The organism is Bradyrhizobium ontarionense, from assembly GCF_021088345.1.
GTDB lineage: Bacteria > Pseudomonadota > Alphaproteobacteria > Rhizobiales > Xanthobacteraceae > Bradyrhizobium > Bradyrhizobium ontarionense.
Genome location: NZ_CP088156.1, coordinates 314,246 through 333,406, shown reverse-complemented (window position 1 = coordinate 333,406; position 19,161 = coordinate 314,246). Strand labels below are relative to the sequence as shown.

Below are 19,161 nucleotides of genomic sequence, written 5' to 3'. Positions count from 1 at the left end.
AAAGCGCAGAATTCCGCCCTAGTAATGTCAATAGCTTGGCGGTTGTTTCCAAATGAAAAGCGAGCTTGCGAATTTCAGACCGATACGAAATCTCCAGTTTCCGCCGCGCGTTTAACCGCCTCGATCACTCTGAGGGTTTTCAGCCCTTCACGCCCGCTCACCACAGGCTCGGCCGTACTGCGGACGACTCCGCAGAAATTGGCGATCTGCAGCCCGAGCGGGTCTTCCTTCTCGTACCTCAGCCGCTCGCGCTCGATCGGCGCCCACCAGCTAGCCTTGCTTGGGTGATGCCATAGATCGAGTTGCGGAATAGCCAGCGAAGCCTTGGTGCCGCCGATCTGGTAGCAAGTCTCCCGCGTATGGCTATAGGCTGGATTCTCACCAGCAGTGAATTCCCAGCTCCAGGGCGACTGGATGGCATCGGAGACATTGACCGTTCCCAGCGTGCCGGAGGCGAAGTGCAGGATGATCACCGCCGTCTCTTCAACCGCATTTCCACGCAGTCGATTGGATTGCGCAGCCTGTACCCCCACGATATCCCCACACAAGTACCGCAGCAGGTCGACATCGTGGATGAGATTTAGGAAAACAGGGCCCGCCCCTTTTTCGCGGCGCCAGGACACTTCGAAATAATCGTCCGGCTTGATCAGCCAGAACATGCCATGCACGGATATGATCTGACCGAGCCGGCCGCTGTCGATCTCCGCCTTGGCGCGCTGGATCATCGGGTTGTGGCGGCGGTGGTGGCCGGTGAGCAGCGGCACGCCCGCCCGCTCGGAGGCTTCGACCAACGCCTGTGCAGCCACGACGTCATCCGCTAACGGCTTTTCGATCAGCGCCGGAATGCCCGCAGCAATGCAATCCATGCCGTTCGCCACGTGCATCTGGTTGGGGGTGGCGATAACCACCCCCTCCGGCCGATTTTCCGAGACCAAGTCCCGAAAGGACGGAAACCAGTCCACCTTCAGCGATACCGCCAACTCTCGTGCCGCCGGCATCGGATCGACGATCGACGATAGTGCCGCCTCCGGCCGTGCGAGAATGTGCTCAATATGTCGCTTGCCGATGAGACCCGCTCCCATCACTGACAGGCGGACGGGGGCACTCATACGATACTATCCCTTCTTCTCATCAAGCAACTTGGCAACACGACGCAAGCCGAGCAGATAACCCTGAGTGCCGAAGCCTGCTATGACGCCATCAGCTCGTTTGGAAACGAACGAGTGGTGGCGGAATTCCTCGCGTTTGTGCACGTTGGAAATGTGCACCTCGATCACTGTACCCTCGAACGTGTTCAGAGCATCCAGGATGGCGATCGACGTATGGGTGAAAGCTGCAGGATTCATCACGATACCGGCAGCCGTCTCGCGCGCCTCGTGGATCCAATCGATCAGCTCGTATTCTCTGTTCGACTGGTGAAAGCGCATCTCCAGCGCGAGCTCCGTGGCTAGCCCCCGACAATCTCGCTCCACATCCGCAAGCGTCTCGTGGCCATAGATGTCGGGCTGGCGCTTGCCGAGCAAATTGAGATTTGGCCCGTTCAGGACGTAGACAAGACGACTCATGGAAGAACTCCGTTCAGTGATGGGCAAGAATCTCTCCAAGGAACTGCCTGGTGCGGGCGTGCTGCGGATTGCGGAAGAAAGCGTTGGGCGCGCCTTCTTCGATGATCTGCCCTCCAGCCATGAAGATGACACGGTCGGCAACCTGGCGGGCAAAACCCATCTCGTGGGTAACGCAAATCATGGTCATGCCGTCGTTGGCGAGGCCGATCATCGTATCGAGCACTTCCTTGACCATTTCCGGATCGAGAGCCGAGGTCGGTTCGTCAAACAGCATCACCTTGGGCTGCATGCAGAGCGCACGCGCGATCGCGACACGTTGCTGCTGACCGCCCGAGAGCTGAGCCGGATACTTCTCGGCCTGATCACCAATGCGCACCCGCTCGAGATATTTTTGCGCGGTCGCCTTCGCCTCGGTCTTGCTGATGCGGCGCGCGCGAATGGGGGCGAGCATGCAGTTCTGCAAGACCGTCATATGCGGAAAAAGGTTGAAGCTCTGAAAGACCATGCCGACGTCCTGACGTACGACATCGATGGCTTTGATGCTGTCGTCCAACCGATGACCGTTCACCACGATACCACCCTGCTGGATCGCCTCGAGGCGGTTGATACAGCGTATCAGCGTCGACTTGCCCGAACCGGACGGACCGCAGAGCACGATCTTTTCGCCTCTGCGCACAGTAAGATCAACGTTGCGGAGGGCCTGGTACCCGCCGTACCACTTCTGAACGCCCTTCATTTCGATCAGGATCTTGTCCTGCATGGATTCGGCCTCCGCTATCGGACGGCGGCCAACGCGCCCAGCGCGTCGGCCGCTTGCAGTGATTATTGAACTGTGAACGGAACGCCGGGGATCGAGTCGGGGAAGGTCGGCACCGCCACCTTCATCCACTTTGCGTAGAAACCGGCCAACTTGCCGTTAGACTTGATCTGGTCGATGAATTTGTTCGCCGTCTCGTTCCACTCCTTCTCTCCCAGGCGCGTGCAGGCCCCGTTGTACAAAGCGGTGAAGTGAAGCTTGGGCTCGAACCCAAGTTCCGGCTTTGCGGCGTTCAGACGCTGCGGGTAGAACAAGTTCGCACCGACGGCCTGGACCTGGCCGGAGAGCAGTGCCTGGATCGTGGCCGCGTCATCGTCGAATCTGCGGATCTCGGTGCCCGACGGGGCGTTGTTGGTAACCTGAGTATCTTGCGTGGAGGAGCGCGGGACGCCGATGACATATTTGCCCATATCGGCATTGCTGTTGATCGGCGTTGCCTGGGCAGCGACAAGGGTAATCTCGTTGGCAACATATGGTTTGGAATATTGTACCGCCTTCGCGCGCTCGGGCAGCATGGCCATCGTCGCGAACAGAATGTCTACGCGGCCTGTGGTCAGCGCCGGAATACGATTGGCCACCGCCAGCGGGACGAACTCGGCCTTCACGCCGAGATATTCAGCGAAGGCGCGCCCCATGTCGGCATCGATTCCGTCCTGCTTTCCTGAGCTATCGACATAGCCCCAGGGCGGATTATCGCCCTGAATGCCGATGACGACGACGCCCTTCTTCTTCACGTCCTCCAGAGTGCCCGCCTGCGAGCCGCCTGCGGCAACGATGGCAGACAGCGTCAGCAGCGCAATGCCGAACTGGCGGCGATTGAGCGAAAACAACATGAGTATCTCCTCCTGGTGATGGCTGTGTTTGATTGAGTAGGTGCGCCGAACCTACCTTTGACCGGCCAGGGCGAGCCTGGCCTCCACCCGACTGCCCCACCATGAGAGTGGCCAGCAGAGGATGAAATACATCGCGCCGACCACACCGAAGACGAGCAGCGGCTGGTAGGTCTGGTTCGATATGATTTGACCGGCGCGGGCGAGTTCGATGAAGCCGACGATGGCAGCGAGCGAGGTGCCCTTGATGAGCTGCACGAGATAGCCGATGGTCGCCGGCAGCGCGATGCGAATGGCTTGCGGCAGCACGATGTCGCGCATGCGCGACGAGTAATGCAGACCGAGCGCCATTGCGGCCTCGGTCTGACCGCGAGGCACGGCCTGGATTGCGCCGCGCCAGATCTCGCCCAGAAAAGCCGAGGCGTTGACGGTGAACCCGATCGCGACCGCAACGAATGCTGACAGCTTCAATCCGAGGAGCGCTAAGCCATAGTACACCACGAACAGTTGCAGCAGCAGCGGTGTCCCCTGGAAGATTCCGATATAGATCCGGACCATCCATTCCACGGTCGTGCGACCGCAGGTGCGCAACAGTGCGACGATCAGGCCGGCGGTACAGCCACCGACGAATGCAACCAGCGTCAGCAGCACCGTCCATTGCAGACCACGCAGGAGGAAGCCGAACTCCGGAAGACCGAACTGCGGTGTCATGATCTGCTCCTCAGCGCGTCGGATATGAGAAGAAGCGGTGGGAGATGATTGCGAAGCCCGACATCAGCAGCCAGGAGATCGCGAGGTAGAGGAAAGTGACGAAGAAATAGACCTCGAAGCTGCGGAATGTGTCGCTTTCGATGCGCTGCGCAACCGACGTCAATTCATAGGCGGACACAGCCGAACAGATCGACGAGGTCAGCGTCAGCATGATGAACTGCCCGGTGAGCGAGGGATAGATCGCGCGAAGCGCGGGCTTGAGTACGATGGAACGGAATACCTGCCCTTTGTGCAGTCCGAGCGCGTAGCCGGCCTCGATTTGCCCTTTGTGAATCGATTGCACGCCGCCGCGGATGATCTCGATGGCGTACGCGCCTCCGTTCACACCGAGTGCGATAATGGCGGTGGCGGTCGGATTGAGCTTCAACCCGACGAGCGGCAGTGCAAAGAACAGAAAGAAGATCTGCACCAGGAACGGCGTATTGCGCACGATCTCGACGAAGCCGATCACGATGGCGCGCAACCAGGCCGACTTCGCATCGCGGGCCGCGACGCCCGCGACGCCGATCATCATGGCGAGCGTCATGCCAGCAAGCGCCAAACCCAACGTCCCCACGCATCCCCACAGCAGCGCGGGCATTGCGTACCAAACCACCGAGAAATCGAGCGTGTAGCCCATCTTGCGTTTCCTCTCGGGCGTTGTGAGTGCCGCTCGCCCATCGGCCGGGTGTCACCCTCCCAGGGATGCGAAAGTTGCGAAGAAGACGTCTGGATCAGGCGAGACGCCCGTGAACAGGCGGAATGCTTCGGTGCCCTGGAAGATCGCCATTCCGCCACCATCGACCGTGCGGCAGCCGAGGGTACGCGCCGCGCGCAGCAGCGCGGTCTCGAGGGGGAAGTAGATGATCTCAGCGACCCAGAGCCTGGAACGCAGCATCGCCAGCGGCAGCGGCGTTCCCGGATACTTGTCCATGCCGATCGGCGTCGCGTTTACAATTCCGTCTGCGGCAGCCACGGCCGCTGCGACATCCTGGCCGGCCCTCAAGCGCCCGTCTACAAATCGAGGGGACAAGCCGTCGACTACGCTCTGCGCCTTGGCCAAGTCGACGTCTATGATGGTCAGTTCCTGCACGCCAAGCTTCATGAGCGCGAAAGCAACCGCTGCGCCCGCGCCGCCTGCACCGAATTGCACGACGCGACCGAGTGGTGCACCTTGCATGTTGCGGCGAAAATTCTCGGCAAAACCGAACCAGTCGGTGTTATGGCCGGTCATTCGACCATTCCTGACGACCACGGTGTTCACGGCACCAAGCGTCTCCGCGTCAGGCGAAAGCTCGTCCAACAATGGAATGATCGCCTGCTTGCAGGGATGGGTCACATTCAATCCGTCAAAGCCAAGCCGCCTTGCGGCCGTGAGCAATTCCGGCAACGCTTCGACCCCTAGGTTCAACTCGGTCAGATCGATCTTCTTGTAGAGATAGCGGATGCCAGCGGCGTCGGCGGCCGCTTCGTGCATGGGCGGCGTGCGAGACGCCGCGATGCCGCTGCCGATCAGGCCGACGAGAAAGCTGGGTTTTGGATGCATTGTCGGCGTCGTCCGTCAGCTCAATGGGACAGTCAATTCGGCGATGACCTGGGCCGTGCTTGGTCGGACGCCACGCCACCAGACAAAGGCTTCCGCCGCCTGCTCGACCAGCATGCCGACGCCGTCAGCCAGCTTGGCCACGCCTTCGGCGCGGGCCGCTTGCAGAAAGGGAGTCAATCCTTTGCCATAGGCAAGTTCGTACGCCAGCTCCGCGCCCTGGAAGACATTGCCCGGAAGCGGCGGCATTTCACCTCGCAGGCTGGCAGACGTCGCGTTGACCACGACGTCATAGCCCTCGGCAAGGTCGGCCAGTTCAGCGTAGCCGCTCACGATCAGGGGACCACAGCCGGCAAACTCTTCGGCCAATGCCACGGCTTTGGACAGCGTTCGATTGACGAGAGCCAGCTCCGACGGTTGCTGGCGCAGGAACGGCAGCAGCGCGCCACGCGCTGCTCCTCCAGCGCCGAGCATCAGGACGCGCCGGCCGGCCATTTTGACGCCGAGATTGACGGTGATGTCACGCACCAGGCCGATCCCGTCGAAATTCTCGGCGATGATCCGATCGCCGTCGAATTTCAGGCAATTTGCGGCACCTGCCCGTCTGGCGCTCTCTGAAAGTTCGTTTGCATAAGCGAAGGCATCGAGTTTGAACGGGGCGGTGATGTTCAGCCCTTTGGCGCCCTCTGTCCGGAATTGGTCAACCCGTCCGCTGAAGCCATCGATGGGTCCCTCGATCGCCTCGTAGACAAGATCCTGTCCCGTCATTTTTGCGAAAGTGCCGTGGATGAAGGGTGATTTGCTGAAGCCGATCGGATTGCCAATCACCGCATAACGATCGCTCATCGCTCACTCCTGCACTGAAACTTCGTTGTACAGCACGCCGTCGCGCACCATCGCGTCGACGGTCTGCTTCGACAGCCCCAGCGACGCGGCGATGCGGCGATTGTCCTGTCCAAGCAGTGGCGCCGGAGTGCGCAACGTGGTGTCGCAATCGGAGAACCGGAACGGCAGGTTCGGCAGCGTTACCTTGCCGAGCACCGGATGCTCCTGCTCGACCAGCATGCCGCGCGCATGGATCTGCGGATCCCTCACGACCTCTTCGATGGTCTGCACGGGAGCGGACGGCACTCCTGCTTCCTCGAGTGCCGCAAGACACGCGTCCCGAGACGGCTGCGATAGCGTCCAGTTGCGCACCATCTCCATGGCTTCGGTATAATGGGCGTTCCGCGCAGCGGGCCTGGCGAAGCGCTCGTCCGATGCCAGCGTGTCTCCTCCAATCAGGCGCGCCAATCGTCGCCAGGCGTCATCGACTTGCGCAGCAATGACAAGATTGCCGTCCTTGGCCGGAAAGACGCCGTAAACCGTCGAATCCGGCTGTCCGCTGCCGGTCTGCTTCGGCAGGTCAGCGCCGCCGGAGAGGAAGTAACGCTGAACTGCATAGTCGTGCATCGAAACCATGCAGTCGTACAGCGCAAGATCGATATGTTGGCCGCGCCCGGACGACGCGCGGCCAACCAGCGCGGCATTGATAGCCGCGACGCCATGAATGCCAGTGTACATATCGGCCAGCGGCATCCGCAGCAGCGGCGGCGCTTCGCCGGGATTGCCCAATTGCGCCAGGGCCCCCGACATCGCCTCTGCGATCAAGCCAAAACCCGGACGGTCGGCATAGGGACCGGTATGGCCATAGGCGGAGACCGAGCAATAGATCAGTCTGGGATTCCGCGCCGACAGCGCCTTGTAACCGAGCCCGAGACGTTCGAGTGCGCCGGGTCGGTAATTCTCGATGAAGACATCGGCTGTGTCGACCAGCTTCATCATCATGTCGAGACCACGCTTGTCGCGCAGGTCGATGCAAAGTCCCTGCTTCCCCATGTTCTGCTGCAGGAAGTAGCCGGATTGTCCGTCCTTGAAATACCCATGGGCGCGGCCTGCGTCCCCGCTCTTTGGACGCTCTACCTTGACGACCTCCGCGCCCATCGCGGCGAGGCAACGCCCCATGAACGGGCCCGCCAGGAAATGGCTGTAGTCGATGACGCGAATGCCCTTGAGCGGCAGGTTCTGCGTGCTCATGTGTGCTCTCCCGCCGCCTTGGTCGTCGGGCGCATCGGGATCATCAGCCGATGTTCGCCTAGCTGAACCACTTCGCCCCGCTGATTGATGAGCTCCGAGGGCAGCACAACGATGCCCCACCCGTCCCGCTTTGTGCTGCGCATTGAACCAACGCGAAACTTCACGTGCACGGTGTCGCCGAGCTTGATCGGCAGCTTGAAATCCCACGTCCAGCCCAGCGACATTCCCGGAAGGAAGCGATAGTCGGCACGGGTCTTCAAACCGTCGGCCAGTGACAGACCAAACAGCCCGTGCGCGACGCGCGTGCCGAATGGTGTGGTCTTGGCGTATTCCTCGTCGACGTGGACCGGCGTAAAATCACCCGTCAGTTCGGCATAGGCATTCACCATCGCTTCGGTGACCGTCACTGAGGGGGTGACGCATTCGTCACCGACCTTGGCATCGTCCCAGTAGCGCTCATCGGTCATGTCGCGTCTTCCTCTAACTCTAGGCACGGGGATTGATCGCCAGGGCGGCTTCCACGGCGCCTGCACTGGCTTGCAAGATTTCGACGTTGAGCCCGCCCGGCAGTTCGAGCCAGTTCGGCCCGGCGGGCAGTACCTTGGCACCCCAGGCGGCGGTACGGGCGAGCACACCTTCGTAATCGTCGACCATGATGCCGAGATGGGCGAGACGCCCCTCTGGTCCGACGAAATTCGGATCCTCGATGAGTTGCACGCTTCCTAGCACCCACACCTGGCGCGGCCGCGCACCATCGGCGATTTGCTCGTCGCGAATCGCGAGACCGAGCACCTCACGAAAGAAGTCGACGTGACGATCAACGTCCGGCACACGGATCGCGACGTGTTCGACATAGGCGCGGGGCAATGACATCGTCTCAGGACTTTCCAGGATAGTCGCTGCGGGCGTATTCAAGCCCCTTGACCAACGCGACGAGGGTTGAATTGACCGGAGTTGGCACGTTGAGCTTGGCGCCCCAACGCACGACGGAGCCGTGGATGTAATCAACCTCGGTCAGATTGCCGGACTGCAAGCTCTGCAACATCGACGTCTTGAACTCGGGCGGCAGGCCAGCGGATGCCATCGACCAGGCGCGTCGCGGATCGGTAATCGAGATCTTGACGCCGGCGGCCTGCGCGACCGCGATGCCCTCTGAGATCGCGGCCAGCGCACAATTTTCCAAGATCGGTAGCGAATAGAGGCCGCCATAGGTCAGCCCGGTAATGGCGGTAACCCCGCCGCCGGCGACGTTGATAAAAAGCTTGTCCCACATCGTGCCCAAGATGTTGTCACTGAGCAGCGTGAGGATGCCGGCGCGATTGAAAGTCTCGGAGATTCGTTGCGCACGTTCTGTCAAACGGCCATCGAGCTCGCCGATGATGGTCTCCTTGCCGATGATCCCGGAGCGAACATGACCGGGGCCCAGCAGCACGCCACCAACGTAGGTCTTGCCCGCCATGACACGGTCGCGACCAACCTCCTCCGACAGGATGTCCTCGTGGCCAAGACCGTTCTGAAGCGACATCACGATCGTCTGCGGCCCGATGATCGGCGCCGCCGCACGGATGGCATCCTGCGTGTGGTAGGATTTGACGAGAACAATGACGAGGTCCGCCTCTACCCCAACCTGGGTCGCGGAGGTGCACGCAGTGACCTTCACAACGGTCTCGGCGCCACCTTCGAGCAACCGTAGACCACCGGCGTTGATAGCGTCGACATGAGCTTGGAACGGATCGATAAGCCAGACCTCGGCTCCACCACGCGCCAGCGTGCCGCCGATGGTCGAGCCCAGAGCTCCCGCTCCGATAAAGCAGATCCTCATCCGAACGCTTCTCCCGCGCGCCTTTCTCGGCGTTGGAAGCATGGTAGCCGGCCGCTCGACATTTAGATATATTATGATTCTTATATCAATTATTGTGAATCGCAATGAGGCACCAGGATCACGCCGAGACCAACCTGCTGGACCCGCGCCTGCTCCGGCTCTTCGACGCATTGTTCGCAACCGGCAGCGTCACCAAGGCAGCCGAGAAGCTCGGCCAAAGTCAGCCGACCATTTCGATCTGGCTGGCGCGTCTGCGAAAGGAATTGGACGATCCGCTCTTCGTCCGGTCAGCAGACGGCATGCTGCCGACGCCGCGCGCGGAGGCTCTCATCGGCACGGCGAGGCAAGCGCTGGAGATGCTGCGTCGTCTGGCCGAGCTTCGCACGGACTTCGATCCGACAACCGCAAAGCGCCGTTTTGCGATCTGCATGACGGACGGAAGCCACGTCACGCTGCTTCCGTCCATTCTCGCTCACGTTCGCCGCGTTGCCCCGCGCGTTCGTATCGAGGCGACACTGATCGGCGCCGACACTCCACGCATGCTGCAATCGGGCGAAGCCGACCTGGCGCTCGGCTACATCTCGGATCTCGATGCTGGACACTTCCAACAGGCTCTGTTTCCGCAGGATTGGGTCTGCCTGGCGAACGCAAAACATGCTCGAATCCGCGACCGTATCACGGTAAAGGAGTTCAGGCGGGAGGCGCACGTTCTCATTCGCTCCGGCACTGGACATCAGTTGCTCGCGGGCGCGCTGCAGGAGCAGCGAATGGTCCTGGACGTTGCGCTGGAGTTGCCCGGCTTTTTGGGACTACCCGCAATCGTCGGGACGACTGACCTGATCGCCACCCTGCCAAGGCACATTGGCGAAACGCTGGCTCACTATTACGGGTTGCGCGTGCTCAACTGCCCGCTCGCGATCGCCGAGTTTACAGTGAAACAATATTGGCACGCCCGCTTCCATCACGACCCCGCAAGCCAATGGCTGCGTGGCGTCTGCGCGGAGCTTTTTCAACAACAGGAAGTGCGGGGTCTGCATCGTTCTAGTCGGTCACGGAAACGACGGCCTCGCGATTTGCAGTCGCAAGGGAGCGCTCGCTGAGGCCGGCTTTCGGCCCTTCTTGCGTCTGGGTCTTGAGGGAAACCACAGAATGGCTGCAGCCTCGGTTGCAGCAGACCAAATACAACAGCGGCGCTCTGCGACCTTTTGCTCACTGTCTCATTTCAAATTGCCGGCGTCTTGATCAGATTGCGATGGCAATGGACAGCAGGCACAGGACTGGCTTTGGCAACAATGGCCAGCAGCCGAACAAGGCTGAGAGCCCGCCGCCCCTGCTCCATCCCGAGATGGCGACGTTCTACCGCGAACAAGTCAACGCTCTTCACGAGGCGTTACAGGATGATACTGAGGCAACGCGCCTCAAACTCGAGATGACCGCCACCGCCGCGCGACAATAGCGGCGGACCGTTCGCATCACTGGGATTTGCGAACGGCTGCCTGAAACGCCGCGACATTTTGGAGAAGATGCGCTTCGCGCGAGGTGCCGGTCAGAACGACACCCGACGACATGTGCTCGAGTACGAATTTGTAAGCGGCGGCCAGGGAGGCCGGCTCTCCATTTGCAAGGGCACCCATTGCAAGCGGCCGATTGACGATCGGTCTCATCCCACGTGCCGCCAGCAGATCGAAGGCAGGCTTCATTGCCTCGTTCTGCCGATTGAAGGCAAACTGGACGAATGCGTATTGGCCGGACTTGCACGCGAGTTCCGCCGTTTCCAGATCGCTCACCGACACGCCAAATTGCCGGACATCGCACGTGCGGGCGTGGTCAAGGGTCTCCAGCACCGCGTCGGCTCCGACATTGGCCGCAGACGCCTTGTGGATCTGCAGGATATCGATGCGGCCAAGCCGGCTCAGGCTGTTCTCCAGGCTGCGGACCAGATCCTCCCGCTCATGACTGACCCAAGAAGTCTGGGAGCGTTCATCCCAATGCTCACCCATCTTGGTCGCAACGAGACTGTCCTTGGCCAAGGCCGGATTCCTGCGCAACACCCGGCCAAGAATGAGCTCACTGCGTGCATAGGCCGGAGCCGTGTCGAAGAAGCGGATGCCCGACGCGAACGCCGTTTCGATCAGGCGCTCCGCCATGACCTCGTCCGGTGGAAGCACATTGGATACGCCCCAGGTGCGGCCTATCGACAGTAGGCCCAAGCCGAGTTCTGCCGCTTTCACGTTCGGGTCTCCAGATGAAATTCCATCGATGGCAAGCGTGGTGCGGGTGGAGGCAATTCGGCTCTCGTCGCGAGGCGACGAACGGCGAGACTACAGACCCATCCGCCGACTTTCTCCCGCCACACCATCGAGGCCGGCAGCCTTACCTACGAGTGTGAAGCCGGATTGGCAAACTCAAAGAGTCGGTCGCCGCGGCGGAAACCGGCACGTTTGACGGTGAGCTAGCGGACGCTCGGATGTTTGCAGGCTGCGGACGCACTCGCTTTCAGCCTTGCGCAAGAACGGCCGTGCCGTAGTCCGCTATGGCACTGTCCCAGCTCACATCCATGTGCGCCGCCATCACCTGGAGATCGCACCAGTGCCGCTGCACGGGATGGTCCTGCGTAATCGCGGAGGTTCCGAGCAGGGACACGAGTTTCTGCACGGCATTCAGACGCACGCGCGTCAGCTTGGCCCGGTCTCGCCTGATCGCGAGATAGTCCCTGACGGAGATGTCGCGGTCGTCGCACCCGGCGCGGTGCAGCCTCGCCAAAACGTCATGGTAGAGCAGACGTGCGCATTCGATGTCGGCCACGATCTCTCCGGCGCCCGTCGCGAGCGCCCATTGGCTCCCGGTCGGCTGACGTGCAAAGCGCGCGCGCATGTGCGCAAGCCCTTCGGTGACGGCGCCTTCCGCACAGCCGAGCACGGGTCCGATGATGGCGCTGGTCAGATGGGGAATGAGCGGCACCGACTGCAGATAGTGATCACCGCGCCCGGTTGAACGGCCCAGAACCTCCTCCAACGGACGCACCCGGTCCTCTGCAATCGGCCGGTCACGAACGACGATGTCGTGCGACCCCGTTCTGGCCATCCCGATGGCCTGCCACTCACCGCCGATCTCGATGTCGGCGATCGACAGCAGCGCCAGAACCTTTCGATCCTTTCCCGGAGACGGATGCCAACATGAACCGGACACGACCACCCAGGTCGCATGGTCCACGCCTGAGCCGAGCCGCCAGCGTCCATCGGCCCGGTATGCGCCGCGATCGGAAGAGATTCCACCGTCGCTCGGTGATCCCGTCGCGACGAGCTGACGGGTGCCACCGCGGAAGCCGGCGTTCACGACCTCTCTCGGAAATCGCGATGCGATATGGATGTGTCCGCCGACGAGTGCGATCGTCTATGCCGTCGACGGACACGCGCGGGCGGCAATCCTTGCCACTTCCGCAATGACCGGCCAGTCCAGCTCAAGTCCACCGAAGCATTTCAGCATCACCAATTGCAGCAATCCGGCGTCGAACAGCCCGTCTATGGTCTCGCGCGGCAATTTTCCGTGCCTGCGCGCTCCTCGGTCCGCCCGCGCCATCGCGGCAGAGCAACCGCGGGATGAGATATGAGCAGTTGCTCGACCTCCCTCGGATTGACCTTGAAGCCGCTCCGCGCGAAGGCGTCGTCCTTCCTCGCGACATGATAGAGATATCCTTCGTCATCGACGCGAAACAGATCGCCTGTGAGAAACACCCGCGCTTCGCCGGCCACGTTCTCGATCATGCGACGAGCGGTTTCTTCCGGCATGTTCCAGTATCGCTGCATCGGGAGCTCGCCGGCGACGCCGAGCTCACCGACCTGCCCCGGCACGGTCAAAGGCGCATCGTCCTCGCCAAACAGATAGGTTCGCACGCCGGGAATGGCGCGCCCGACCGACCGCGGCCGGCGGTCAATCTCGTCGGGCGGCAGGAACGACACGCGTTTGCACTCCGTGAGGCCGTAATAACTGGAGAAGATCTGAACGCCCGGCCAGGCTTCCCGCAACCGGCGGATATGCTTCACCGGCAGCGCCTGACCGCTGGTCGAGACATAGCGGACCGATTTGGGCAGACGCCCCTCCAGATCGGGCAGCTTCAAGAGGTGGAAGATGAAGGGAGGAAAGACCTGGAGTCCGGTGACGCCATAGGCCTCGATGGCATCGACGATCCGGCCGGGATCATCCGGCAAGGCCCGCTCGATGATCGCAGTGATATTCTTCTCCGTAATCATAAGCCGCCACACCCGGCCGCGTCTCCCGCACCTCGCTTGCGCGATCGGTGATGACGGCGCGCGCGCCGGAGTCCTGAAGCTCGAACATCAGCTTCCGCAGTCCGAAAGTGTGATGAACTCCGACCAGGACCGCGCCGGCCTTGAAGATGCCGAGGACCGCACCAAGCAATTGAACGGAGATCTGGCCATAGATCGCGACACGGTCTCCGGCGACGATGCCGTCATCGACGAGACGTCCGGCGACCTGAATGGCGATATCATCGCGCTCGCGATAGGTCGCACCGACACCGTCGATCCTCACCGCGATTTTGTTTGAATGGTCTCGAACGCTTCTCTCGACATAGTCGGTGGAAAAGGCACAGCCGAGACCTCGACCCAACCTAAGGATGATTTTCCAATAACAGAAAGATGCTACCCATGGTAGATACTTTTCTCGCGCGCGTGTTGTGTTGCACGAGATGACTGAGGAAACATGTTTGTACGCAATCTCGAAGACGTCGAAAAAACCGGCAGATATGTCGAGTGGGGAAATGGCACGAGCCACCGGCTGTTGACAGCGAGCGATGGCATGGGCTTCACGGTGTGCCACACCGTCGTTCGCGCCAGCACGGAGTCGCGGCTGCAATACCGGGCTCACCTGGAGGCCTGCTACTGCATCGCAGGCGAAGGCGAAGTGGAGGACATGAAGGGTAATGTCTATTCGCTGCGACCGGGCAGCATCTACGTGCTCAACGATCATGACGAGCACTTTCTGCGCGCCAGCCCGACGCAAGACCTGGTTCTGGTGAGCGTATTCAATCCGCCGCTCGCCGGTCACGAGCGGCATAGTCTCGACACGGGCAACGGATCCTCTTACTGAGGCCGGTCCGCGGCAGGGTCAAGGTTGCCCGATGGGCTTGAAGAAGCCAAGCTTTCTTCCACTCCCTCTTCCTTTCACGGCTCGCGGACCAGATCATTCTTTTTCTGGTCCCGCTGCTGGTGTTTCAGTTGACCGGCAGCGTGTCCCGGTCCGACGCGGCGTGTTTCGTCGAGACGCTGCCGCGCTATCTGTCATTTCCAGTCTGCGGCGCGCTGTGCGATCGGAAGTCGCCGCTGATGTTGCTGCACGTCAGTCAGCAGCTCCGTGCGGTCGCCTGTTTCGCCGGCATGATCGCCCACGCCGCCTTTGGCGGCGTCGGCTGGCTGATCGGAATCTCGGCCGTCTGCGGCGTTCTGACGACGCAGGGCCTGATGGCCCGCGAGGCTGCCACAGGTCTTTCATCAGCACCGATTCGAGAAGATCATCTCCTACACCCAGATCGCCGATCAGCTCGGTCTCGTGCTCGGCCCCCTCGTCGCCGCGGCTCTACTCAAACTGTGGTCGTGTGAATACGTCGTGATTTCGGCTGCCGCATTGTTCCTGGCGGCGGACGGCGCCATAATCATCTGGCAGAGGTTGGCACGGCCGGTGCTGCATGAGCCCGCGACGGCGCCGAACGGCTGCGCCTTGCCGCTGACGACCGCGCTACGGCACATCATCGATCGACCTGGATTGATGGAAACCGTTCTGCTTGCGGCCGCCGTCAATCTCGTCATCGGCGTGACGCTTGCAACATCGGCGGCGATAATGTTTGCTGCCAATCCTGGCGCCGCGATCCCCAATGCCCTTGGGACTCCACCGCAAGCGCGGGACGTCGCAAGGTCCGATATCTCGTCGGCTGCCATTGCACGCAGATCCAGCCGGATTGTTTGACGAACGGCAATCGCCAGAGCCCAATCGTCAACCGGATGGCGCTCCGCGAACTGCCAGCCTTGGGAATATTCCGGGACGTGCATCCGCTGCGATATGAACCTGATGCGTACCGTATCCAATGAAAATGAAAATGAGAGGAGCGGACGGCTCAGCCCGTCGCCTTCACAAACGTCTCCTTGAGCGTCCAAAGCCAAAAGAACAATGATGCGCGCATATCGGGAGGCGAAAACCTTCGCCAGTACGACAAATGTCGCGCGCCGATCTGGTCGATCGGCTCCCACCGTACCCTAACCTCGTCACCGCCCAATGGCTTCATCATCGCCTCTTGCCCAGCTCCTCAGGCGACGGACGAAAGCAACATCTCGCCATGACCGCTTCGGCTCGCCAGCATGCACGTCGAATTCCCGACACCTGGGCACGCAAGGCCTGGTCGATCTCAGATGAGCTGATACGCGGCCAATTCTTTCTCGAGGGCCGCTGCGGATTTGAAATGATGCGCCGCCATTCCCACCGCTCTTGCGCCGGCGACGTTATCAGCGGAATCGTCGATGAACAGGCACTCCTCTGCCTGTAGCCTATAGCGCGCGAGCAGCAACTCGAAAATCGCGCGCTCGGGTTTCAGGAGCCGTTCGTGGGCCGAGACGATCGTGCCACGGAAGCGATCGAAGAACGGAAAGCGCAGACGCGACTCGGCGAATTTCTCGGCCGAGAAATTGGTGATCGCGTAGAGGGGCGCGCCGCGCGCCTCGAGCCGTTCCATCAGCGCCAGCGTACCCGGGACGAGACCGGGCACCATCTCATTCCATCGCCCGTCGAACGCGCGAATTTCCATCTCATGTTCGGGGAAGCGGGCAACGAGCTCCTCGACTGCCTCGGCAAACGGCTTGCCGCCATCGATCTCCAGGTTCCAGGCACTGGTGCAAACATTGCCGAGAAAATGCTCGACCTCATCGTGCGTCGCGAAAATCCGCCGATAAAGATGGCGGGGGTCCCATTGGACCAGCACATTGCCGATGTCGAAGACGACCGTCGTAATTCTCTGCGTCATCGTCCCCACCGCCTCACACCAAAGCCACGGTTCGGTCTACCTCGCGGAGCGGACATCGTCCAAATTGGACGCCGCTTCGTCCAACTTGTAGCCCGGCCTGTCGCGGTCCATTTGAAGGCTACGCCTTGCCTGAAGCAGGGCTGCCGCCACGAGCTCATGTTTCGGAGTGGCCACCATCGCCGTGTCGCGGCGGCCCGACAAGGCTGTCGACGATGGAATGTCTTTTCCCTCCATGACGCGAAGCGCGAGATTGTGCGCCAACAGAAAGGCGAACGAGAATTTCCCTGGGATCGCGCCGATGACATTGCGCTCCAATTCCACAATCGTCGGAGAATAATCCCGCCGATCCTCGCGATGCAGCCGATCGACCTTCGTTCCAAAGTACAGTTCGTGCGACGACGCATCAAACCTGGATGGGAAATGGGTTCTTGTAACCTGCTTCAGCAGCATTGCGGCCCGGTGGCTGCCTTCTTCATCGCCGACGTCCGCGCTGTATGCCCCGGACACCACGGAATACCTCTGTCCACGGTGGCTGTGCACGATGTGCGAGAACGACGCGTGATCCTTGGCCTCGACCACCACGATGTTCTCATTGCACAGTGCCGGCGTGACAACCATGATCGGACTGCGTCGCACGACCAGGCGGTGAGCATTCCAGCCGCAGGACGCCAACTGCTCGCCGGAACAGACGACGCACACGTCGGCATGAACTGTCGTGCCATCCACGAGCGTGACCTTGACTCCACCCGCCGCTGTCGAACCATGCGACAGGTATTTTGACGAGAGTCTTATGTCGCCCCCGTTGGTCTGGAAGCTGCAGACCAGATCATCGAGTATCTTCTTGGTCCTCATCGGAAGATCGGAGCTGACGATCTTCACCCCGGACCACACCCTGTTGAACTTGAGAAGCTGCCCCAGGGCCGCTCCCGCGGACACGATATCCTTCGAGAAATGCAGAAACCCGTCCAGCTCCTTGCTGTAGGCCCCCTGCCTGACGTCGTAAGGCAAATGCCAACCGCCCGGGAAGAGATAGCTGATCGGCTCGTCGACAAACCACGTGTTCCGATTTCTGTTTCCCGGCTCAGCGGTTTCCTGATTGACATAGCTCTCATAGTAGCGCGTCAGAATTCTGACGTTCTTGACCGCCGAGGTGACGCTTTCTTCGAGGCTCTGGATGGAATAGAGACTGCCCATGTGGAACCAGCCATGCTGGTCCATGCTCGCGCCGGTGCCGATCTGGCTCTTTGCTTCGATCAACGTCACGCGATTTCCTGGATATCGCTGCAGCAGCTCCGCGGCAGCGACACCAGCGACACCCGCACCGACGACAACTATCTTCATGACGGTGATCTTTGCAGAACGCGCTTCACGGCATTCGCCACACGATGCGCGTCGTTGACGTCCATGCTGGACGTGATCGGCAGGCAAAACTGGCGCGGGCACATCTGCTCCGATATCGGACAGGGCGCGTTCTGCTTGGAGAGCGCGCTGAACACCGGCTGCCTGTGACATGGAACGTCGTAAACCGCTCCTCCCAGGAAGATGTCGTCCTTGGCGAGCTCGCTCTTGATATCGACGTCCGTGGACGGCGACACTGCAATGACCTTGTAATTGCTGCATCGATCCATATGACCGGTCGAGACGTATGCGATGCCCGCAGATTCAAAGCAGTCGACGTACACCTTGGCTATCGACGCGCGCCGATCGAGCATCGCATCGAGCTTCTTCAATTGCGACAGGCCGAAAGCCGCCGCGAATTCGCTCATTCTCCAGCTATTGCCGAGATCGACATGGAGCGCATTGTAATTCCCCGCTCTCTTGCCTTGGTTGCGATAGGAACGCACAGCAGTAGCGTATTCCTCGTCGTCGGAGACGATCATCCCCCCTTCCATCGTGGTCATGACCTTGGTGGGGAAGAACGAAAATGCTCCGCTCACACCAAATGTACCAGCGTGCTTCCTCTGCAGGACACTGCCGTGCGCGTGGGCACAGTCTTCAATCAAGAACAGACCGGCCCTGCCGCAGTACTCGACGATCTCGAGCATATCCGGGGCGATAACGCCTCCGATGTGGACACATACGAACCCGGCAAGATCCGGATGAATGCGATGAGCGCCTTCCAGCATCGCGGGAGTTGGCATGAACGTCGACGCGTCCATGTCCAGGAATACCGGCTTCCCACCGGCATGGATAATGGCTGCCACGGTTGCAAAGTTCGTGTTGGTCGGGACGGCAACTTTCCGATCGACGACATCGGCCAGTCTCAGCTGGATCTCCAGGGCGCTGGTCGCACTGTTGAGCGAGACCGCGTACTTCGTGCCGACATAGGCGGCGAATGCCTTTTCGAATTCATCCGTATACTTGCCGAGAATGAGCGTGCCGGAATCGAGGATGTCGTCCAACGCACCATGCAGGTAGTCGCGATCCTTCGGCGTGATGTCCAGATGAAACGGACGTATGATTTTAGGGCTCACCTTGTTCCCTCTGCAGCCGTTGCCGATTTGCGTTTCTTGAAGGCGCGTGACGCGACCGCCTTGCTCGTCCTATCCGGCGCCTGTGAAACGGCTTCGACTAGGCCGTAGCCGGCGCGAGATTTCCAACCGCCTGCTGACGTCGATTCCCGTCGCAGGACACAACGCGCTCGACAACATCGCGCCGCGCTCCGCGGCTGTCGACATCGCCCTTGAGATGAATGTCGGAATTGCACTGGGTGATTTTCCGAGGCGGC

General features: G+C 60.9%; 23 protein-coding genes. 3 read left to right on the top strand and 20 right to left on the bottom strand.

Annotated features, from left to right (window positions below; translation table 11 throughout):
- Positions 1 to 74: 74 nt before the first annotated feature.
- The 12 genes from LQG66_RS01290 to LQG66_RS01235 all read right to left on the bottom strand — a co-directional run bounded on the left by LQG66_RS01290 (position 75) and on the right by LQG66_RS01235 (position 9,403).
- Positions 75 to 1,109, bottom strand: a complete 1,035-nt coding sequence (locus LQG66_RS01290; protein WP_231322543.1) for a Gfo/Idh/MocA family protein — start codon at positions 1,107 to 1,109, stop codon at positions 75 to 77.
- Positions 1,110 to 1,115: 6 nt separating this feature from the next.
- Positions 1,116 to 1,565 carry a type II 3-dehydroquinate dehydratase gene (gene aroQ, locus LQG66_RS01285; RefSeq protein ID WP_231322540.1) on the bottom strand — a complete coding sequence of 150 codons (450 nt, stop codon included), beginning with the start codon at positions 1,563 to 1,565 and terminating at the stop codon, positions 1,116 to 1,118.
- Positions 1,566 to 1,578: 13 nt separating this feature from the next.
- On the bottom strand, positions 1,579 to 2,325 hold the full coding sequence (locus LQG66_RS01280) for an amino acid ABC transporter ATP-binding protein (protein WP_305879309.1): 747 nt from the start codon (positions 2,323 to 2,325) through the stop codon (positions 1,579 to 1,581).
- A gap of 62 nt (positions 2,326 to 2,387) precedes the next feature.
- Positions 2,388 to 3,215, bottom strand: coding sequence for a transporter substrate-binding domain-containing protein (locus tag LQG66_RS01275; protein ID WP_231322538.1), 828 nt, complete (start codon positions 3,213 to 3,215; stop codon positions 2,388 to 2,390).
- A 51-nt stretch (positions 3,216 to 3,266) separates the two neighbouring features.
- A complete protein-coding gene (locus tag LQG66_RS01270) occupies positions 3,267 to 3,923 on the bottom strand; it encodes an amino acid ABC transporter permease (protein WP_231322536.1) in 657 nt (218 codons plus the stop codon).
- Between the two features lie 10 nt (positions 3,924 to 3,933).
- On the bottom strand, positions 3,934 to 4,602 hold the full coding sequence (locus LQG66_RS01265; RefSeq protein WP_231322534.1) for an amino acid ABC transporter permease: 669 nt from the start codon (positions 4,600 to 4,602) through the stop codon (positions 3,934 to 3,936).
- Positions 4,603 to 4,653: 51 nt separating this feature from the next.
- Positions 4,654 to 5,508, bottom strand: coding sequence for a shikimate dehydrogenase (locus tag LQG66_RS01260; RefSeq protein WP_231322531.1), 855 nt, complete (start codon positions 5,506 to 5,508; stop codon positions 4,654 to 4,656).
- 15 nt (positions 5,509 to 5,523) lie between these two features.
- Positions 5,524 to 6,351, bottom strand: coding sequence for a shikimate dehydrogenase (aroE, locus tag LQG66_RS01255; protein WP_231322527.1), 828 nt, complete (start codon positions 6,349 to 6,351; stop codon positions 5,524 to 5,526).
- 3 nt (positions 6,352 to 6,354) lie between these two features.
- The gene (locus LQG66_RS01250; protein ID WP_231322525.1) at positions 6,355 to 7,581 is read right to left on the bottom strand and encodes a CaiB/BaiF CoA transferase family protein; all 1,227 of its coding nucleotides are present in this window, start codon (positions 7,579 to 7,581) and stop codon (positions 6,355 to 6,357) included.
- Positions 7,578 to 8,048 carry a MaoC family dehydratase gene (locus tag LQG66_RS01245; protein ID WP_231322523.1) on the bottom strand — a complete coding sequence of 157 codons (471 nt, stop codon included), beginning with the start codon at positions 8,046 to 8,048 and terminating at the stop codon, positions 7,578 to 7,580. Before LQG66_RS01245 ends, LQG66_RS01250 begins: the two co-directional genes overlap by 4 nt.
- A 19-nt stretch (positions 8,049 to 8,067) precedes the next feature.
- On the bottom strand, positions 8,068 to 8,454 hold the full coding sequence (locus tag LQG66_RS01240; protein WP_231322521.1) for a VOC family protein: 387 nt from the start codon (positions 8,452 to 8,454) through the stop codon (positions 8,068 to 8,070).
- A 4-nt stretch (positions 8,455 to 8,458) separates the two neighbouring features.
- Positions 8,459 to 9,403: a ketopantoate reductase family protein gene (locus LQG66_RS01235; RefSeq protein WP_231327657.1), complete on the bottom strand. Its 945-nt coding sequence runs from the start codon at positions 9,401 to 9,403 to the stop codon at positions 8,459 to 8,461.
- Positions 9,404 to 9,507: 104 nt separating this feature from the next.
- On the opposite strand from LQG66_RS01235, the gene LQG66_RS01230 reads away from it, so the two are divergent.
- Both LQG66_RS01230 and LQG66_RS01225 read left to right on the top strand, forming a co-directional pair.
- The gene (locus tag LQG66_RS01230) at positions 9,508 to 10,503 is read left to right on the top strand and encodes a LysR family transcriptional regulator (protein ID WP_231322518.1); all 996 of its coding nucleotides are present in this window, start codon (positions 9,508 to 9,510) and stop codon (positions 10,501 to 10,503) included.
- 65 nt (positions 10,504 to 10,568) lie between these two features.
- The gene (locus LQG66_RS01225; protein ID WP_231322516.1) at positions 10,569 to 10,859 is read left to right on the top strand and encodes a hypothetical protein; all 291 of its coding nucleotides are present in this window, start codon (positions 10,569 to 10,571) and stop codon (positions 10,857 to 10,859) included.
- Between the two features lie 16 nt (positions 10,860 to 10,875).
- Here LQG66_RS01225 and LQG66_RS01220 read toward each other — a convergent pair whose 3' ends face one another.
- The 4 genes from LQG66_RS01220 to LQG66_RS37370 all read right to left on the bottom strand — a co-directional run bounded on the left by LQG66_RS01220 (position 10,876) and on the right by LQG66_RS37370 (position 13,954).
- Complete coding sequence (locus LQG66_RS01220) at positions 10,876 to 11,634, bottom strand: aldo/keto reductase (protein WP_231322514.1); 759 nt, start codon at positions 11,632 to 11,634, stop codon at positions 10,876 to 10,878.
- Positions 11,635 to 11,899: 265 nt separating this feature from the next.
- Entirely contained in the window at positions 11,900 to 12,739 is an 840-nt protein-coding gene (locus LQG66_RS01215) for an acyl-CoA dehydrogenase family protein (protein ID WP_231322512.1), read from the bottom strand.
- Positions 12,740 to 12,924: 185 nt separating this feature from the next.
- Positions 12,925 to 13,611 (bottom strand): class I adenylate-forming enzyme family protein, encoded by a 687-nt coding sequence (locus LQG66_RS01210; protein ID WP_231322509.1) that lies wholly within the window; start codon positions 13,609 to 13,611, stop codon positions 12,925 to 12,927.
- Positions 13,601 to 13,954 (bottom strand): AMP-binding protein, encoded by a 354-nt coding sequence (locus LQG66_RS37370; RefSeq protein ID WP_425601279.1) that lies wholly within the window; start codon positions 13,952 to 13,954, stop codon positions 13,601 to 13,603. The genes LQG66_RS01210 and LQG66_RS37370 overlap by 11 nt, the downstream gene beginning before the upstream one ends.
- A gap of 171 nt (positions 13,955 to 14,125) precedes the next feature.
- Here LQG66_RS37370 and LQG66_RS01200 point away from each other — a divergent pair, with 171 nt between their 5' ends.
- Complete coding sequence (locus LQG66_RS01200; RefSeq protein WP_231322503.1) at positions 14,126 to 14,512, top strand: ectoine synthase; 387 nt, start codon at positions 14,126 to 14,128, stop codon at positions 14,510 to 14,512.
- A 446-nt stretch (positions 14,513 to 14,958) separates the two neighbouring features.
- Here the strand turns inward: LQG66_RS01200 and LQG66_RS01195 are convergent, their stop codons facing one another.
- The 4 genes from LQG66_RS01195 to LQG66_RS01180 all read right to left on the bottom strand — a co-directional run bounded on the left by LQG66_RS01195 (position 14,959) and on the right by LQG66_RS01180 (position 18,907).
- Positions 14,959 to 15,666 carry a hypothetical protein gene (locus LQG66_RS01195; RefSeq protein ID WP_231322501.1) on the bottom strand — a complete coding sequence of 236 codons (708 nt, stop codon included), beginning with the start codon at positions 15,664 to 15,666 and terminating at the stop codon, positions 14,959 to 14,961.
- Positions 15,667 to 15,821: 155 nt separating this feature from the next.
- Positions 15,822 to 16,433: an HAD family hydrolase gene (locus LQG66_RS01190; RefSeq protein WP_231327656.1), complete on the bottom strand. Its 612-nt coding sequence runs from the start codon at positions 16,431 to 16,433 to the stop codon at positions 15,822 to 15,824.
- Positions 16,434 to 16,469: 36 nt separating this feature from the next.
- Positions 16,470 to 17,774, bottom strand: a complete 1,305-nt coding sequence (locus tag LQG66_RS01185) for an FAD-dependent oxidoreductase (protein WP_231322498.1) — start codon at positions 17,772 to 17,774, stop codon at positions 16,470 to 16,472.
- Complete coding sequence (locus LQG66_RS01180; RefSeq protein ID WP_231322495.1) at positions 17,771 to 18,907, bottom strand: DegT/DnrJ/EryC1/StrS family aminotransferase; 1,137 nt, start codon at positions 18,905 to 18,907, stop codon at positions 17,771 to 17,773. Before LQG66_RS01180 ends, LQG66_RS01185 begins: the two co-directional genes overlap by 4 nt.
- Positions 18,908 to 19,161: the final 254 nt, after the last annotated feature.